This window comes from Imperialibacter sp. EC-SDR9, from assembly GCF_902498805.1.
Lineage (GTDB): Bacteria > Bacteroidota > Bacteroidia > Cytophagales > Cyclobacteriaceae > Imperialibacter.
This window is the reverse complement of record NZ_LR701583.1, coordinates 122,208-140,232: the sequence shown is the minus strand read 5'-3', so window position 1 is coordinate 140,232 and position 18,025 is coordinate 122,208. Positions and strand designations below refer to the sequence as shown.

Below are 18,025 nucleotides of genomic sequence, written 5' to 3'. Positions count from 1 at the left end.
TCGATGAAGTAAGTACCTGGAGCAAGAGCGGTAGCAGTGGGGAATGTGTTTGTACCACCATTGGCTGCTACGTCGAATACTTNTACTGTAGCGGAACCATTTGCTCCGGTACCACCAGCGCAAACAGAGGAGGGTGCAGCTTCCGATGCAGCAAGGACAGGGGCAACACTGGCATCTGTAATACTAAACTGTTTAAGCGCCGACACGCACCCCAGGTCGTTAGTTACTTCGATGAAGTAAGTACCTGGAGCAAGAGCGGTAGCAGTGGGGAATGTGTTTGTACCACCATTGGCTGCTACGTCGAATACTTTTTCAAGAGTGGTTGCATCGCTTCTCAATACTCTGTAAGTATATCCGGTAAGTCCCTGGAAACCGGCCGCAGTGTTGGTGGGCGTTCCGTTAACAGTAATGGCAGTGAGTTCAATAGAGCCATTAGAAGGTGTACACTGATTAGACGGAGTTGCCGTGGAAGCAGTGACAACAATAGTAGCCGGGTTGTCAGCAATGGTTCTGTTTGCATCAACACGGCAATTGCTTGACGGGTCAGTTGTGTCTGTTACTCTCACCCAATATACCTGACCAGCAATGTTGGCAGGCAGTGCTGAGAGCACATTACCAGTAAAGCCACCATTGTCGCCTATTGCGACCGTAGCACCATTGTAATTAGTACCATTAGTCAGAGGAGTGGCCGCTACGGTATTACCGAAGTTGGCAGGGGTAGACACATACCATGTAAAAGTGTAGTTGAAATTAACAGCAGGAACGGTATTATTGGTTACCGTAGCAGTTAATGAGCCATTGGCAGTTGCACCACCATTACAGCTGGTGTTATCGACAGCCGTAAGGCTAACAATAGGAGCTACCGACACATCAGTGATAGAGAAGGGAATAGAAGCCGAGCTACACTGCGAAGAAGTACGCTTAACGACTACTGAGTAGTTACCAACTGCAAGGTTTGAAATAGAGGCAGTAGTGTTAGGCCCTTGAATAGAAGTTCCAGCGTTGTTGAAGAACTCGTAGGTATAGTCAGTAAGAGTTACTCCACCCACCGCACTACCATTTTCAGTAACTGTGTTGATAGTGTAGGTGCCATTGTTAGGCGTAGGGCAATTAGAGGCGTTGACCGTAGTGCTTGTCACTGCTATGGTAGGCTTAGCCAGGGTTACGGTGGTAGTAGCCACTTGTGAACAACCAAGTCCGGCACCGTTGGTGTCAGTTACCTGTACAGTGTACTGTCCTGCAGCTACCCCTGTTAAAGTAGCAGTGACAGCCGATGCATTGGTACCAGCGGCAATGATATTAGCAGGCACAGCGCTTGTTCCTGTGTACCATTGATAGGTATAGTCGGTACTACCACCCGAGTTGGTGACGTTTACTGTAGCGGAACCATTTGCTCCGGTACCACCAGCGCAAACAGAGGAGGGTGCAGCTTCCGATGCAGCAAGGACAGGGGCAACACTGGCATCTGTAATACTAAACTGTTTAAGCGCCGACACGCACCCCAGGTCGTTAGTTACTTCGATGAAGTAAGTACCTGGAGCAAGAGCGGTAGCAGTGGGGAATGTGTTTGTACCACCATTGGCTGCTACGTCGAATACTTTTTCAAGAGTGGTTGCATCGCTTCTCAATACTCTGTAAGTATATCCGGTAAGTCCCTGGAAACCGGCCGCAGTGTTGGTGGGCGTTCCGTTAACAGTAATGGCAGTGAGTTCAATAGAGCCATTAGAAGGTGTACACTGATTAGACGGAGTTGCCGTGGAAGCAGTGACAACAATAGTAGCCGGGTTGTCAGCAATGGTTCTGTTTGCATCAACACGGCAATTGCTTGACGGGTCAGTTGTGTCTGTTACTCTCACCCAATATACCTGACCAGCAATGTTGGCAGGCAGTGCTGAGAGCACATTACCAGTAAAGCCACCATTGTCGCCTATTGCGACCGTAGCACCATTGTAATTAGTACCATTAGTCAGAGGAGTGGCCGCTACGGTATTACCGAAGTTGGCAGGGGTAGACACATACCATGTAAAAGTGTAGTTGAAATTAACAGCAGGAACGGTATTATTGGTTACCGTAGCAGTTAATGAGCCATTGGCAGTTGCACCACCATTACAGCTGGTGTTATCGACAGCCGTAAGGCTAACAATAGGAGCTACCGACACATCAGTGATAGAGAAGGGAATAGAAGCCGAGCTACACTGCGAAGAAGTACGCTTAACGACTACTGAGTAGTTACCAACTGCAAGGTTTGAAATAGAGGCAGTAGTGTTAGGCCCTTGAATAGAAGTTCCAGCGTTGTTAAAGAATTCGTAGGTGTAGTCAGCAACAGCAGCCACAACTGTGGCGCCTGATCCTGCGTCTTCGGTAACCGATGTAATAGTATAAGAACCATTGTTAGGCGTAGGGCAGTTATTAGCATTCACCGTAGTGGCAACAACCTCTATTGTGGGAGTAGCTGCAGTAATCTCCACCGTCTCAGTAGCAAAACACCCATCACCAAGAGAGGCATTGTCGGTTACCAACACAGTGTAAAATCCGGCCGCAACGCCAGTCAATGTAGCTGTTGCTGCTGACGTGTTAAGTACCGGATCGATGGGGGTTGAGGTGTCTGTGCCGGTATGCCACTTGTAGGTGTAATCAGTACTGCCGCCAGCGTTGGTCACAGTTACGGTCGCTTCTCCATCACCACCCGTTCCACCCGGGCAAATTGAAGAAGGCTGATCTTCTGTGATCGACAGTGTAGGTGATACCGCATTGTCGGCGATGTCGAACTGCAATGTTTCAGAATCACAACTGGAAGATTTGTGGGTAATCACCACATAGTAGGTGCCAGGCATCAAACCACCGAAAGTCGCAGAGCCGTCAGTGTCTGAGTCGGTGATGTCGGCGTTGGAAGCATCCTGCAAGGTGAGGTTGTAGCTCGCCAGAATAGCCGCCTCTGAATTAGCTACCACAGGTGCCCCGGAAGTTGTTATGGAGGCACTGGTAATAGTGATACTGCCATTGCCGGAGCAGTCTTCCGAGTCGGCTTTAGTTCCCGATCCGTCTATGTCAGCCAAAACCTGGGAGACAGAGGAAGTAAGCACCTGCACACAACCTGTCGATTGGTTGGTAACTCTTACGGTATAGGTACCAGCAGCTAAATTATCTATCTGACGGTTCGTTGTAAGTACAGCACCGCTTACTGAACCACCAGCATACCATTGGAAAGTATAGCCGACTCCAAGCTGAGGAGTACCGCTTACAGTTACGTCAGCACTTAGAGAACCATTGTTGGGAACATCGCAATTTGTCTGATCCGACAACTTGGTGATAACGATATTTGGCAGCACAGGGCTGTTAACAATCGTAACAACAAAAGGATCTGCTTCGCAGCCTGTGGTTGGGTTAGTAGCCACCACAGTGTACTGCCCGCCGTTAAGACCACCAATGGTTTCGGTGGTTGCTCCGGTAACGCTTCCGCCTACGGCTCCATTATTGCCGTTGGTAACAACCGCTCCCCCAGTACCACTACCAACGTGCCAAACAAAGGTGTAGCCAGCAGATGATGGGCTTGCTACAGGCGTTCCATTAAAACTTACATTAACAGTTGCTCCGCCATTGTAATTGGCGACCAAACAGCTTGTATTGGGGTTCTTAACATTAAGTGTTGTTGCTGGCTTGACCGGGTTACTATTAATTTCATAGGTAAGGTCATTCACACAACCAGTCGCCGTGTTTGTAACCAGTACCGTATACTCACCAGCAGAAAGGTTGGCAGCAGTTTGAGTTCCGGTCGCAAAACCGGTGCCAGCTGTTCCGGCAGTTGCTCCTGTAAACCACTCAAATGTGTAGCCAACGGTTACGCCCGGCGTTCCATTCTCAGTTACTGATGCAGAAAGCTGGGCAGTACCAGCCCCTCCACAGGAGATGTCTGGCTGATCTTCAACAATGGTGATATCCGGGATGGTTTTTTCGTCGGAAACCTCGAGTGTATACTGAGGTGACTCACAACCGGTAGAACCGGCAGAGGTTTTGGTGGCCACTACCGTGTAAAATCCAGCAGCTAGCCCCGTAACAGTATTACTGTTAATCGCTGGAGTAGAACCATTTCCAGGGTCAACGCCGTTTACAAGCAGATCTGGCGCCGAAACGACACTGCCAAAATACCATTCAAACGTGTATTCAGAAGGATCGTCGAAGTTACCAGCCCCGTCATCCACCTGCACCGTGAGCCTGCCATCGGGAGTGTCGCATCCATGATTAGGCTCGTTGGTCGTTCCTGTTACCACAAATTGAGGATCAACTGAAAGGTCATCCAGCGTAACATCCTGCTCGAAGGTACAGGTCTTCGCTGGGTTGGTTGATTTCACCGTGTAGGTGCCGCTAAGGAGGCCGGTGAAAGTATGCCTTGCTTTGAGCGTAGCATTTTGCCACATCACTCCGATCTCTTCATCTATTTTCACCCCACCTTGCCACAACTCCATATTGTAGCCTGCCGCCGGTTCGCCGTCGGGTGTGAATTGCGATTCCGAAACTACCAGAATCTCTCCGTCACCTACCGTACAACCGGTGTTGTCGACCTTAGTAACTACAGTATTGGGCACATCCTGATCCAGGCTGACAACAAGGTCAGTTGCAGAAACAAAGCAGCCGGTCAGGTTATCGAGAAACTTAATGGAATATGTGCCTTCGTCAAGCCCTGAGAAAACACCTGTTTCATTTGAGCTAATAGGAACGCCGTTCGTGTCATTTCCCAGGAAAAGCTCGAATGTGTTAGCGGCTGCCTCGAATGTGATGGCATCCAGAAAGTTACCAACCGACTTGTTTCCGCCCGCCGTACTAACAGCTTTATAAAAGAACCTGGTTACATATTGACCCGCAGGTACTACGTAAGTGCCTGAGTACAGGCTCCACGCCGTGTTGCCAGTGCAAAATTGATTAATCTGATTGTCGGGTGCGCCGGGTGCATTGATCAACAGAGCAATACAATCTGTTCCTGCTCTGCCCCTGTGAGCAAACGACCAGTTCATGGTCACTCCTGGTACAGTCACCACATCAAAGTAAAGCGTGGCGTCGTTGTTTGCATTGATTTCGGCAAATTGTGTTCCCTGATACGCTGGCACTCCCAGTGCCCCACTAGACCAGATTTCAATTCTTCCATCAGGTGATGTGGTTTGCCAGCCCGGTACGTTCGATTGGTTGTATGTCTTAATTGCGCCGCCAACAAAAGACTGAGCAAATGGGGTCGACCCAAAGATATCTGGTTGATCAAAGCCTCCATTTGAACTGCTTGAGATGGCAATCGGGTTTCCGTTAGAGTCAAAAGATGAACCACTACCGCCGGAAACGGCCGCAGAAGCGTCAATAGAACCATCGGCAGTAGGTCCGCACCCCTTATTGGAGTTGAGGTCGATCTGCGACGGATCGATAGTAAGGGTCGAAGGGATGTCAGAAATGGTTACTTCTTCGGTTGAGAAGCAGCCCGTGGCTGTCTCTGTTACTTTTACGGTATAAATACCACCCTTAAGTAATGAAGCAATATTGCCGTCGTTACCAGTAATCTTATAAGCAGGAACGCTGTTCGTCGTATTTTGCCCTATAAAATATTCGAAGGTAAACCCAGTCGTGGCACCGCCTGAAGTAGTCGTGATCGTTCCGTTACCGTCCACCCGGCAAGAGGTATTTTCTGTGAATTCTGTCTCAAGAACCGGTCCTCCCGAAGTATTTGTAATTTCAACAGTGACCCCCTCAGATACGCAACCTGATGAATTGACGGCTTGAACTGTATAAAACCCCGAGACCAGATTGGATACAGTGGCTCCTGTGTAGTCTGCAATGGCCTTAATACTTGAGCCTTTGTACCATTTAAAGGTAAAACCGGCAGTTACACCCCCGCTGCTGGCGGAGACGGCACCTGAGTTGGGTGCTGTACAACTCGTCACGTTGGCAGTTACTGTGGCCTGAACGGTAGGAGCCGTAAGCGTAGAGGTCACCGTCTCTTCTTCGACGGCTTCGCAACCACTTGTGTTATTGATCACCCTAACAGAGTAGTTTTGGGCTTTCAAATTGGTTGCTGTGGGACCTGTGGCAAAACTTGAGGTGAAATCCACACCCACATACCAGAGGAACGTATAACCGGCTGTCGTAGGAACACCGTTAACATTCACATAGGCCTCAAGTACTCCGTTCGGGCTGGCGCAATTGGTTACTTCCTGCACCTGGTTGATCACTACAACAGGAGCATCAGTAACCTTGTCTATAGTTACTGTTAGAGGTGTTGCATCGCATCCGTAGGTTGAAGTTGCCTGCACCGTGTAGGTGCCTTCAGCCATGGTGTTGTAGGTAGCACCTGTATAGACTAAGTCAGCTGCATTAGTGGTTCCGGGGGCACCATCGTACCACCTAAAGGTATAGCCCGCAGTAATATATGTTGTGGTTGGAGGGGAGTCACCAGTCACCAGCACATCATCAATGCTGTAGTATTCGCTACTGCTGTTGTTAATAAACTCGAATATTACCTTTACAGTTGACCCCAAACTGCCGTTGGGAATGGTCACCGATGCAGACGTTGAGCCTCCGGAGATGTCATCAGAGTGGTTGAAAAATTCCACTCTGGCGTTTGTTCCCACCTGGTAGAATGCTTTAACATTATCGTTGCCCTCAAGCGTACCCACCTCACTGATACTTGCTTGTATTTTTACGTTGGAATACCCCGTCGTTGTAATGGCTCCTGATGTCCATGTAATAATCTGATCGGCATCATTTACTTCGAATCTCTTGTTTCCGCTGCTATTAACAACCTTTGCATAACCACTTGCGTTACCGGATTTGCTCCAGGATGTGGTTCCATTATCGACCGTGGCATTGGTAGACAGGTCATTAAATTTTTCTTCCCATATGTTGACACTGGTGCTGGTTACAGTTGCGGAGCTAATATAAGCCCTGGCTGACCCATTGTCAGGAAGAGCATCATTACAGAGCTCGTTGTCAGTCAATTTATCGAGCATGAAGTTGTAGGGCACGCACTGAACATCAATATAAGCCCACTCAGGAGAACAAAGGCTATAGCAGCGGCCAACGGGCACGTCACATATTTGATATTGGATAGAGTCTAGTCCGGCAAATCCAACATTTGGGGTATACATGATGTCAAGCGTGGCTCCATCAATGTAGGAAGAGCCGTTAGCTGCAGGAGTTAAAATCGTAAATGTCCACAGTGAATCAAGATCAGGGTTCAAAACAATATCATTAGCCCTTACAGGAAGTAATTTACTGGTGTTCTGTGGCGTGGTAAAATTATCTTCCGCTGTTAGGGGCGGCTGCTGGCCACCACTCAAACAAACAGTTTGTTCGTTGCGTGCACCGCCTGTTGATCCTGTAAAACCATAATTCACGTTAGTCACCCCGCCGAAAACGGTAGTAATCATGTTCGCAGTATGTGAGATTCGCAGTTCTTCTTCTACATACATCTGAATCGTTTGTGTTCCATCGGCATTAGGCTGCCACAAGATCACGTAATCATAACACGAGTTGTCTTCAATATTGTCAAAGGTCGGGTGTATTCTCGGCGTTTTGTTAGTAGATAATTCGTTGGTTTGCGGGTCGCAAATATTTCCATTGTAGGCCACGGCCGTGTGATCATGAGCAGGGTCATCACCAGCTGTGCCCGGGCACTCGGTATTTCTCCAGGTGTCGAATTCAATAGCAACCGATGGAATAATTTTGTTGGCAAATTGATAGTCTCCAAACCCAAGCCCACCACCGGCCCGACCAGTTGCTTCAAAGCCTCTGGGGTCTGTTTGCAACACAAAACCAAATCCGTCAGCGCCACTGCCGTCTTTGTCCCCAGCAAAAATGATAAAATCAAGCCTGAAAGGCTGAGTAAGATCTAATTTGGTGTTCCACCAAAGGCGGCCAAAACGGTTGTTCTGGTCTTGAGTAATGAGATAACAGCGCTCTGAAAGTGCCGATGCGTCTCCCCTGGTAGCAAAACCATCCTTGTAGTCAGGAATGAAAAAGGATGAGGTGTTCGGTAATGGACTCCCCTCGGTTTTTGGCAGCTGGGCCATGGCCTGAGAAGTACATATAAACAAAATTAGGGCAAAAGCAGAGGTGGCTAGGCTGTGTCGTCTCATGGTATTTTTCGAAATCGTGGCGTTTCTCAAAACTGAAAATACTTATTAGGATAAACTCAAAGGCTATAAAAGCATAGTTTTTTACTTTGAGCGCTTTCCGTTCTTAGATTGTTAATACAATTTAAAGAAAAAGTGTAACCCATCTAAGAGTAAAAGAATTGAAAATAATTTTTTGAAGAAAAAATGTGATAATTCTTATATGCGTCAGGCATATACACTTGCAGGTGATTGAAAGGATAATTTAACCGTCGAATATACACATAAAAGTTAAATATCACTGAGCTGGCTGTGTTGTCATCTAAAAAGCAATATGCTCCCGTTTTGGCTCCTGGTGGCGTCGTCGCAGATGAAAACGTAATAGTAAACACCCTGCTCCACGTCATTTCCATTGACCCTGCCGGCCCAATCGTTATTGTATGGTTTCTTCTCCAGAATGGCACGACCCCGGCGGTCGTAGATCACCACTTTACAGTCCTGGTTGAATTCGACATTTTCGACGCTCCAAAGGTCATCTATACCATCTCCATTGGGCGAGAAGGATTTCATTGGCTGGGGAGACTCGTCGGGTATTATGAATAAAGGAATGCTGGCCTGCACCTCACAACCATTGCCATCAAGGGCTGTTACCACGTAGAGGTATTCTCTTTGGTTGGATGCATTCAAAACATCGCCAAACTCATAAGTACCTGTTACAATCGGATTGCTGATAGTTGGGTCATCCATGCCGGTTAGCGGCGTCCAGTCAAGTATCTCCGAGGCTCCAGTAACATTGAACTGAGTAGTGTCAAATTCATCTATGACGGATCTGTTCGACACAGCCGTTATAGAGTTTGAGGTATCGAAGTTTACTATGTCCACTGTGCTGTTGATGATACACTGGGCATCATCAATAATTGTCAGAGTGTAGGTTCCTGGATCTATTACGCTAATAGCATTCCCAGTTTCTGAGGTACTCCATGCGTAGGACACAAAGTTGTCAGCCACTTCAAGAGTCACCTCATTTTCGGGGCATTTTTCAGTTCCATCTGGCGTTTCGATGGCTATAACAGGCAAGGCTCTTACTTCAATAGATTTTGTGGCTGAACTGACGCACCCGGCAATTTCATCATAGCCGGTTGTCAGGTTTACAATGGTTGTCCCTGCTGTTGCGAAGGTATTTGTTGCATTTGCGTTGGTGTTGTCTGTTGTTCCGTCACTGGTAAAATCCCAGGCGTAGTTGAGCGTAAGGTCGGCTTCCCCGGTAGATTCGGCAGTAAATTCGGTATCCACATTCACGCAAATGGCATCTACTGCTGTAAACTGACTCGCTGGAAGTGTCTTTTTTGTGAGCGCCACGGCCACACTTGTAGCAGCACAACCAGTTGCCGCATCCGAAATTTTTATGGCATAGTTCCCACTTGCGCTTGCTGAAAGTGATGTAGTAGTTTGACTGGCGATATCTGCTCCGTCAGCCACCCATTGGTAGTTATAGCCCGCATAGGAAGCGGCTGAAAGAGCTACTGTAGCATCCTCGCAGAAAAGTCCGTTGCCGTCGAATCTGACAGCCACCGGTGGAAGGCTTTTTATCTCAGCTCTTAGCTGCGTAGGAGGGCTTAGGCAGTCCGATGCGGTTACATAACGAAGGGTGTAGATTCCGGCCTTGGCAGGTTGAAAGTTAGCGACACTTAAAACTGCTTCTGTGGATGCGAATCCGTCGGGCCCGGTCCATTGGTAGGATTTAGCTCCGGCAATTGTACCATCAATTTGCAGTGTTTCTCCGGCGCAAATTGGAGAAGGGTCAACAACTCCAGGTGGAGTGGGAGGGGTTCCGCTTACGAGCAGTTGCGAAGAGTTGGCCGAACTGGCGTCACACGCTCCGTCGTTCGACTTGATATTGACTCTGATGAAGAGGCTGCCCTCGGGCAGGCTTGACAGGTTGAGAGATGATGAAGTTTCTGCCTGAGCCGTAAAGGGGCCAGAGGCACTGGAAGCGGTTTCCCATGTGTAGGTATGCCCTATGCTTTTTGTTGCCTCTACAGTGAAATCAGTGCCAGTACAAACAGTGGCACTGCTTGGCGTTATTGTTGGCGAAATACAATTTCTGTTGGCAATAACAATCAGCTCGTTGTTCGTAATGCCGGCTGCCAGCAAGTCTGGCTTGCCGTCGGCATTTACGTCGGCAATCTTTACGTTTCTGGTTGCGCTTCCAGCAGGTATATTAAACCGCTCAAAAGTGAGGCCGGTCGTCGACGTATTGGCAAGGACGGTCATATTGTTGCTAGTGGTGCTCGCTACCAGCAGATCAAGCTTGCCGTCACCATTCAGGTCGCCAAGGTCAAGCCCCCAGGCGCCCGACGAGACACTAAATGAACTCGCAGCACCGAAGGAGATAGCGCCGCCTACTTCGCTGGTTTGGTTAAGGATGACAGACACTGAATTGTTACCAATTTGAGTAGTGGAGATGTCATTTAGTCCGTCTCCATTTAAGTCGCCAACCACAAGGTTGGCAAGGTTGCCTGAAACTGGCAGCGTGACCGATGGGCCAAAGGCGATGGTGCCTTCACTACTAATATTGGGCAGCACAAAGATGTTTGGCTGTTGAAGTGCGCAAGCTACAATTTCAGGAAATCCATCATTGTTTAAGTCCTTCACATCTAATCCGAACGACCGACTGACACCGATACTGAATTGTGCGGGCTGAGCCGCAAAGCTGAGCGTGCCGACAGTAGATGTGTTTTTGAATGCATCTATTTGATTATCAACCTGGTTGGAAACAATTACCTCTGGTTTTCCATCCCCGTCAAGGTCAATAATAGAAACACGGCTAACGTTCTTTCGGTTGCCAGCGGGGTCCGGCGGAAGGGTGAGCGAGATAGGGGACGAAAAGCTAATGGCTCCCGGTGTACTTGTGTTTCGGAAGGCAAATACTATATCACCCGGAGTTACACCAGCAATCGCTCTGGTGGCCAGCAAGTCTGGCCTTCCGTCGCCATCCAAATCGCCACAAGTGATACTCAAAGTTGCTTCGTTAATGAGTAGAGAGGGTAGATTGAGTTTGGTGAATGTAGTAGTAGTGATTGAGCTTGTATTTCGGTAAACAGGCACTCTCGATGCCTGATCATTGAAATGTGAAGTTGCTGCGTCAATCACCCCATCGCCGTCAAAATCACAAGCACAAAGATCGTAGGTTCCATTTTGATCGGCCGCAAAACCTACTGCGCCATCTATAGCGGCAGAAAGAAATGAAGTGCCGCCAAAACTCAATGTGAAAAACTCGGATGAATAGCCGATGAGGCCGTTGGTAAGATTGGTCACCGATACGTTGCCAAAGGTTGCATTGCCAGGGATGGTCACCTCAAGTAAGTTGGTTGAGGCGTAGGTGACAGTGCCGACACCGGCGCCAAACCGCACCTTGATGTTAGCTGCGGAGGTTGGGAAATTAATGCCCGAAATAGTGAGTTTGTCACCCGCAGCCGCTGTAGTTTTATCCAGGTTTGTTATAAAAGGCCGTTGGGCCATCACGCTGAAAGCAAAGAACAGCAAACCGACAATCGTTAACCCAATCCGCCTCATATCCATTTTCTGATTTCTGACACTACGATAAAATCTCCCTGAACTCAAAGCTTGTTTTGATGTCCACCTGATGGGGTTAGACGACAATTTAAAATGGCTGTTAATCATCTTCATTATCATTTAACGGTATATACCCATGCCTTGCTTAGTGTGGGACTCTTTCTTAACCTGTCTCTTTCTTTTTCAGCTTGTGGCAAACTTTGCGAACTGTAAATCTGCACGTAGTACAAGTTTTTGGGTGAGTGATATCCTACCTGAGTAAAATAACCCTCATCCAATAAGGTGTCGCTATAGTTTTGGGCGTTGTCGAAATTGGCAAATGCCCCAACTATCACATAATTGCCCGGGGCCATTTCCAGAAGGTTTCTGCCACTTCGTGGCGTTGGCGTAGCCGGAGTAGCTACAGGCACGGTTTCAGTGTTTTCCACAATTCGGGGAGTAGCATTTACTCTTGTCACCGGCTCATATTGAACAAGCAACTCCTGACTCCCGTCGGCATGAATCTTTTTCACAGTGAAACCCATTTCTTTCTGCCCTGAGCTTCCTATCCTAACCAAAGGTTTTTCTCCTTCCTCTGCAATTTCCCATTGCTCGCCGGTGGTTTTGTCCGGTGCAGGTACCCAAATCGTGGATTCCTCCACATCACCATTAGGGAGAGTGTTTCTGAACAAATAGCCAACCTGATCTTCTCCTTTAATCGTTCTTGTCGGCTTGCTACCAGTGTTGCTTACAAGGTTGAAGTTGTTGTTCGGGTCTGTCTCCTCTTTTCTTCCCTGCACACCAATTCTCACACCTTGCTTCCTTAGATCTTCTTTAAGGAGTGCTTCACTCGAATAAGCAGGAGACCATACAGTAGACACCTTTGATGGAAGACCCGGCCCTGAAACCCGCCATTTCAAACCGACTTCTTTCTGTCCATTTGGAGCAGTTCGTTCTTCCACGTTGTCAATGGAGTTAACAAGCGACCATCTTTCTTCAGAATTGAAGTCAGCAACAGGAATAAAGCTTACTGTATACTCAGTGTTTCCCTGGGCGTTTTGTCGGGAGAGTGTTATACCCTCTTCTTTTACGCCGTTAACTTCTCTTTCTATAGGTGCTCCCTCGTTTTCGGAAACATAAATCCAATTGGTTGTTTTTGGTGCGGCGGCCACGTTAGGGGTAGGCTTAGGTGCTTCTTTTTTCACCACCGGCTCGTATTCTACCATCAAGTCCTCAGTGCCGTCGGGGTGGATTCGCTTGAGAATTACGCCAAGTTCTTTCTCTCCATTAGGTCCAATTCTCACCGCAGGCTTCTCATTAGGATCCGCCAATTCCCACCTTTCGCCAGTATTTGGATCGGGAGCAGGCACCCACACAGTAGTTTCCTCAACCGTTCCGTCTGCCAAAGTATTTTTGAATACAAAGCCTACCTGCCTTTCACCGTTAACCGTTCTTTCGGGCATAGTTGAGCGGCTACTTGTCAGTGCAAAATTATGAGCGGCATCTGGGTTTTGGCCAGTAGTCATGTCAACGCCAGAGGCGACCATCTCAGCCTTCATATCGGCTTCGGAGGTATAAACTGGGGACCAAATAATTTTGTCTTCTATAGTGCCATCTTCGTGCTTCACTCGCCAAAGTACACCAACCTCCTTTTGTCCATTGGCATTCACTCGCTCCTGCGCAGCTCCTGCATTATTTACCAGCGACCATGCTTCTTCTGACCCAAACTTCGCTTCAGGAATAAAGCTAACAATGAACTCCTTGTTTCCCTGGGCGTTCGTCCTGGTCAGTGTCACACCTTCTTCGTCCTGTCCGGCAGCATTTGTTCTTGAAATGGGTGCACCGTTATTTTCAGAAACGTATTGCCATGAAGAGGCTCCTGCGGGCTTCTTTTCTTCGACTGGCTTTTCGGGCGTGCCGTCGACCAGTAGCGCACTCTTCTTCTCTTCCGGCTTAGCATTGTTCAAGGCCTGCAGCCTTTCTTCTTCACGTTTTTTCCGTGCCTCTTCCAGAGCCAATTGTCTGGCAGCTTCTTCATCCCTTTCCGCTTTTGACTTCGAATGGCTCTTTATGAAGGAAGAAACATGCTCAGCGTGCTCTTTTCTGGTGCCCAGGTGAAGCCCCAGGTGTATTTCATGAGATCCGGTGGAGAAAGTTGCCAGGTCAGAAGAAGGCAAATCATAAGCATAGCCAACTGCCAGACGCTCCGCTATTTTTATACCTGCCAGTCCCACAAAACCGGCATCTTGCCGATACGAAGCACCCACCCACACAAGGTGCTTGATATGAAAGATGTTGGTGACTTCATACTGGCTATTGCCGACTCCGGAATATTTATATAATAAATGCGGCTCCCAGGCAAGAGCATCGTCAAAAAGACTTTGACGATAATTGGCCTTGAATAATATATTGTCGATGGGCGTAACTCTGACCGGGCTAAGTGTTTTTTGACTGAGTACGTCGTGACTGATGAGGCTTGGTAATGAAAAACCGGCATTGAACTTGCCAAAGTGATAGGTGACACCAAAGTCGCTCCTCATATAAAAATTATTATCGAGCAGGTTAACCAACGCAGGGTCAGAACTGTTGCCAATGGCGTCCAAATCCACTGCATTGTTTCCCGCACCTAACGAAAGACCGAACCTCAAATAGTGTTTCCTGTCGAGAGGCAGCAGGTAGCCGCCGGTTACTCTGAATGAATTATCCGTCAACGGCCCTTGCCTGTCCGTACTAATTTCACCTCCCAGTGCGAGTCGGTTTTTTAAAGGAGTATGAAAAACCACGTGGGAATATTGAGGGGCTCCTTCAATGCCAACCCATTGTTGCCGGTGCATAAAATACACAACAGTATGCCCTTCAATACCCGCAAAAGCAGGGTTGTAGAGGTAGGGATTCATGAAGAACTGGCTATAAACAGGTACTTGCTGGGCTTCTGATAGAAAGGGTAAAAAACTCAGAAAAAGCCAAAGTATACGTTTTCTCATGTCAACGCTATTGGATAATATTACTATTCTTTTAAACCAGTTCTCAGTAGCGGGTCAAAAGCAGATAGAAAACAGAAATCGAAATTTATCAAAATTAATTTACAGCTTATAATAATCTTTACAGAACCGGCCTAAAAAAGGCAATTCCTAAAGAATAGAACTCACTTTTAACGCAAGCTAGCGAGATTTATTCTTATAGTAAAATTTCAACTTCAAATTAGATTTTTTTAATTTGAGAGTAAAAATCTGTTTTTAAACCCTAAATTTCGGATAATTGAATAAATCGCCTTCAGGGTTTTCTATGACAAGAACCTCATTTGTTATTCTAGTTACTTTATTTTTAAGCAGTTACCTGGCAAAAGGGCAGATATTGACCGGGCCAAAGGTTGGGATCAACCTCTCCACTATGCATTTCGACGAGAAGCAATATACCCGGGACTACGAGACCGTTTGGAGACCAGGGTTTAGTGGCGGGTGGGTGTTCAACTATTCTGCTTCAAAGTCGACTGTTTGGTCGTTCCATGGAGAATTGTATTATTCCACAAAAGGGAGGACTATTCAGAAAAGAGGTTTGGACTACGTGAAAAACGTAACACGATTCCATAATATCGATATGCCAGCTATGTTCAGGGGCACTTTTCAAATGGGGTCGCTCAAATGGTACGTGAATGCTGGCCCCGCCCTAAGCTATTGGGTGTATGGAAATGGTCAGATATCGTCATCCGAACTGGATGAGGGGAAGGTGGGTACGGTGAATTACCATTATGATTTCACAAAATATGATTCCCCACGCCCGGATGAAAGAGACTATCCAATCGCAAATGGTATCATAGAAGTGCCAAATGCCAACAGACTACAGGTGGGACTCAGTTTTGGAGGTGGTTTTGAATTTCCAGTGCTGGAGGACCAAATTGTGCAACTCGATTTCAGATACAATATGGGGCACACCAATATCGGGGAAAAGGAAGATAACTTCTTTGGGCTTAATAAATACAAAGAGAATTTTGAAGGCTCAAACCGGAACGTTGAAATATCACTGGCGTTTTTGTTAGACTACAATACACAGCTCAGGAAAAAAGGCCGCAGCACAAGCAAAGTAAAATGATATGAGAATAAGTGAATTTGAGTTTGACGAAAAGAGCATTGGGAAGGTGAAGGAAGAGATGAAAGCGCTTGATTCCACTTATGTGATCAACGAAACCGACGACAACTCAGACGACTATTTGGAGTTTCTTTTTGTAGGCAAACACAACGGTGCCGAAATGTTGTTTGATGCTGCCTTGTATACTTTACAGCTACATCACGAAAGTGAGTTGTATGATGAAGCTGAAAAGCAAGCCATGAAGAGATTCCCGGAGTACAGGGATTTGGTCAACAAAGGAATAGAGATTCGTGAAGGCGTGTTGCCGGCAAAACTTGAAGAAGAAATAGGCATTTTCATAACTGAGACAATGCTTGATCTCGAAGAGGAGGAGTCAGTAAAGGTGAAAGAGCACATGGAGCTGGACGAGGAGCTTGAAGCCCGTGTGGGAATCGATGTCTGCCTCAATGTAGATAAAGTTACTCCAGCGGTGGTTGAAAAGTTTATCAGCGACTTTAACTCCGGTCAGCTCAGGCTTGATCCCACACTCTACAGCTTCGAGTCGGATGAAAGCGACGACTAATTAAAAAAAAGGCGGCATGCTTCGAGTGGCTTGGTCAAAGGCGTACAACCATCCGCTACCTGACAAGCACAGGTTTCCGATGATGAAATATGAGCTGCTTCCGGAACAACTCATTTACGAGGGGACTATCAAAGAAAGTCAGTTGTTCATCCCCGGGCGCCTCCAACCTGAACAAATCCTCCGGACACACGACGCCAACTACTGGCAGAGGTTAAGCAGCCTGAACCTCTCGTCAGCAGAAGTAAGAAAAACTGGTTTTCCGCACTCCGAGGTACTTATTGAGCGAGAAGTAAACATTGCCGCTGGCACTGTTGAGTGTTGTCAACATGCGTTGAAGCACGGTGTGTCATTCAATATTGCCGGAGGCACACACCATGCCTTTACCGATAGGGGAGAAGGTTTCTGTCTGTTGAACGACATGGCCATTGCAGCCAGCGATCTGCTGGCAAATTCCCTTGCCTCAAAAATCCTGATGATCGATCTGGATGTTCATCAGGGCAATGGAACCGCTGAAATATTTACCGGAAACAAACAGGTGTTTACGCTGAGCATGCATGGTGCCAGAAACTATCCTGCCAGAAAGGAGCAGTCGAGCCTCGATATTGGGCTGGCCGACGGTACTGACGATAAGCTGTACCTTAAACTACTTGAGGCGAACCTTAAAAGCATTTTGGATGACTTTCAGCCTGACTTCGCATTTTATCAGGCTGGTGTTGATGTGCTGGCCACCGACAAGCTGGGTAGACTAGCCTTGAGTCAATCAGGATGCAAGGAAAGGGATCGGTTGGTTTTGCAGCTTTGTAAAGCCTGTGGGCTCCCCGTGGTGGTGACCATGGGAGGTGGTTATTCTGAAAAAATCACTGACATTGTGGAGGCGCACGCCAATACTTTCAGGCTTGCACAGGATATTTACTTTTGACCCACGCTTACAATTTTGCTAGAAAATAGCTTAATTCAATAATGAACGAGCGCAAGCTTTTCAGAGAAAGCGTTTTCATCACACTTGCTTTTGTGGGAGTGCTGTGGTGTATCAAGTCATGGGAGTACGCAACTTCAGTTGACCTGTCGTTTCTTGGCATATACCCCAGGACTTTGAAAGGCTCTCTGGGGATTGTTACGTCCCCGTTTATCCACGGCGATATTCAGCACCTGCTCTCCAATACGTTTCCTCTTGCGATCCTTGGGATAGGGCTTTTTTTCTTTTTTAGAAAGATAGCCATCGAGGTTTTTGTTATCGTGTACCTGTCTACCGGCTTTTGGGTTTGGACAACAGCCCGCCCGGCTTTTCATATCGGTGCCAGCGGTATTATTTACGGGTTGGTTTCCTTCCTTTTCTTTTTTGGACTCATCAAGCGGGATGCTAGGTCGCTGGCTGTAAGTATGATAGTTGTTTTTCTTTACCACGGCCTTTTTGCCGGTATTTTTCCTTTTTCAGACCAGATAAGCTGGGAGTCACATCTATTTGGCGGCCTGTCGGGGCTATTTTGCGCCATCCATTTCAGAAACAAGTGTGTTACCGAAGAAGAATTAACGGTAAACCAGGTAATTCAGCATGATGAGCTCACTGCGGAAGGCCAGGCCAGTGATGGAGATGAGATTCCTGGCACCGTGGCCGAACAGGTTCAAATACCCTCCAGTCTTTTGATAAGGTTTACAAATTCGACTAAAAACGAGGAAGATGCCAGCGATGATATTATCTCATTGCATTAGCCATTGCCGTTCAAATAGTTTC

General features: G+C 47.3%; 7 protein-coding genes. 4 read left to right on the top strand and 3 right to left on the bottom strand.

Annotation, left to right across the window (positions count from 1 at the left end; all coding sequences use genetic code 11):
* Window positions 1–83 precede the first annotated feature (83 nt).
* The 3 genes from GC130_RS28870 to GC130_RS12640 all read right to left on the bottom strand — a co-directional run.
* Window positions 84–8,114 (bottom strand): L-type lectin-domain containing protein (locus GC130_RS28870; protein WP_226940458.1); only part of this gene is annotated, 8,031 nt, incomplete at its 3' end.
* A gap of 294 nt (window positions 8,115–8,408) precedes the next feature.
* Window positions 8,409–11,666: an FG-GAP-like repeat-containing protein gene (locus tag GC130_RS12645; protein ID WP_193217846.1), complete on the bottom strand. Its 3,258-nt coding sequence runs from the start codon at window positions 11,664–11,666 to the stop codon at window positions 8,409–8,411.
* Between the two features lie 116 nt (window positions 11,667–11,782).
* Window positions 11,783–14,629, bottom strand: coding sequence for a PorP/SprF family type IX secretion system membrane protein (locus GC130_RS12640; protein ID WP_151998683.1), 2,847 nt, complete (start codon window positions 14,627–14,629; stop codon window positions 11,783–11,785).
* A 301-nt stretch (window positions 14,630–14,930) separates the two neighbouring features.
* On the opposite strand from GC130_RS12640, the gene GC130_RS12635 reads away from it, so the two are divergent.
* Genes GC130_RS12635 through GC130_RS12620 form a run of 4 tightly spaced genes read left to right on the top strand, consistent with a single transcriptional unit; the run spans window position 14,931 to window position 18,003 of the window.
* Entirely contained in the window at window positions 14,931–15,734 is an 804-nt protein-coding gene (locus GC130_RS12635; RefSeq protein ID WP_151998682.1) for an outer membrane beta-barrel protein, read from the top strand.
* Between the two features lies 1 nt (window position 15,735).
* Complete coding sequence (locus GC130_RS12630; protein ID WP_151998681.1) at window positions 15,736–16,293, top strand: hypothetical protein; 558 nt, start codon at window positions 15,736–15,738, stop codon at window positions 16,291–16,293.
* A 16-nt stretch (window positions 16,294–16,309) separates the two neighbouring features.
* Window positions 16,310–17,212, top strand: a complete 903-nt coding sequence (locus GC130_RS12625; protein ID WP_151998680.1) for a histone deacetylase — start codon at window positions 16,310–16,312, stop codon at window positions 17,210–17,212.
* 41 nt (window positions 17,213–17,253) lie between these two features.
* Window positions 17,254–18,003, top strand: coding sequence for a rhomboid family intramembrane serine protease (locus GC130_RS12620; protein ID WP_151998679.1), 750 nt, complete (start codon window positions 17,254–17,256; stop codon window positions 18,001–18,003).
* Window positions 18,004–18,025: the final 22 nt, after the last annotated feature.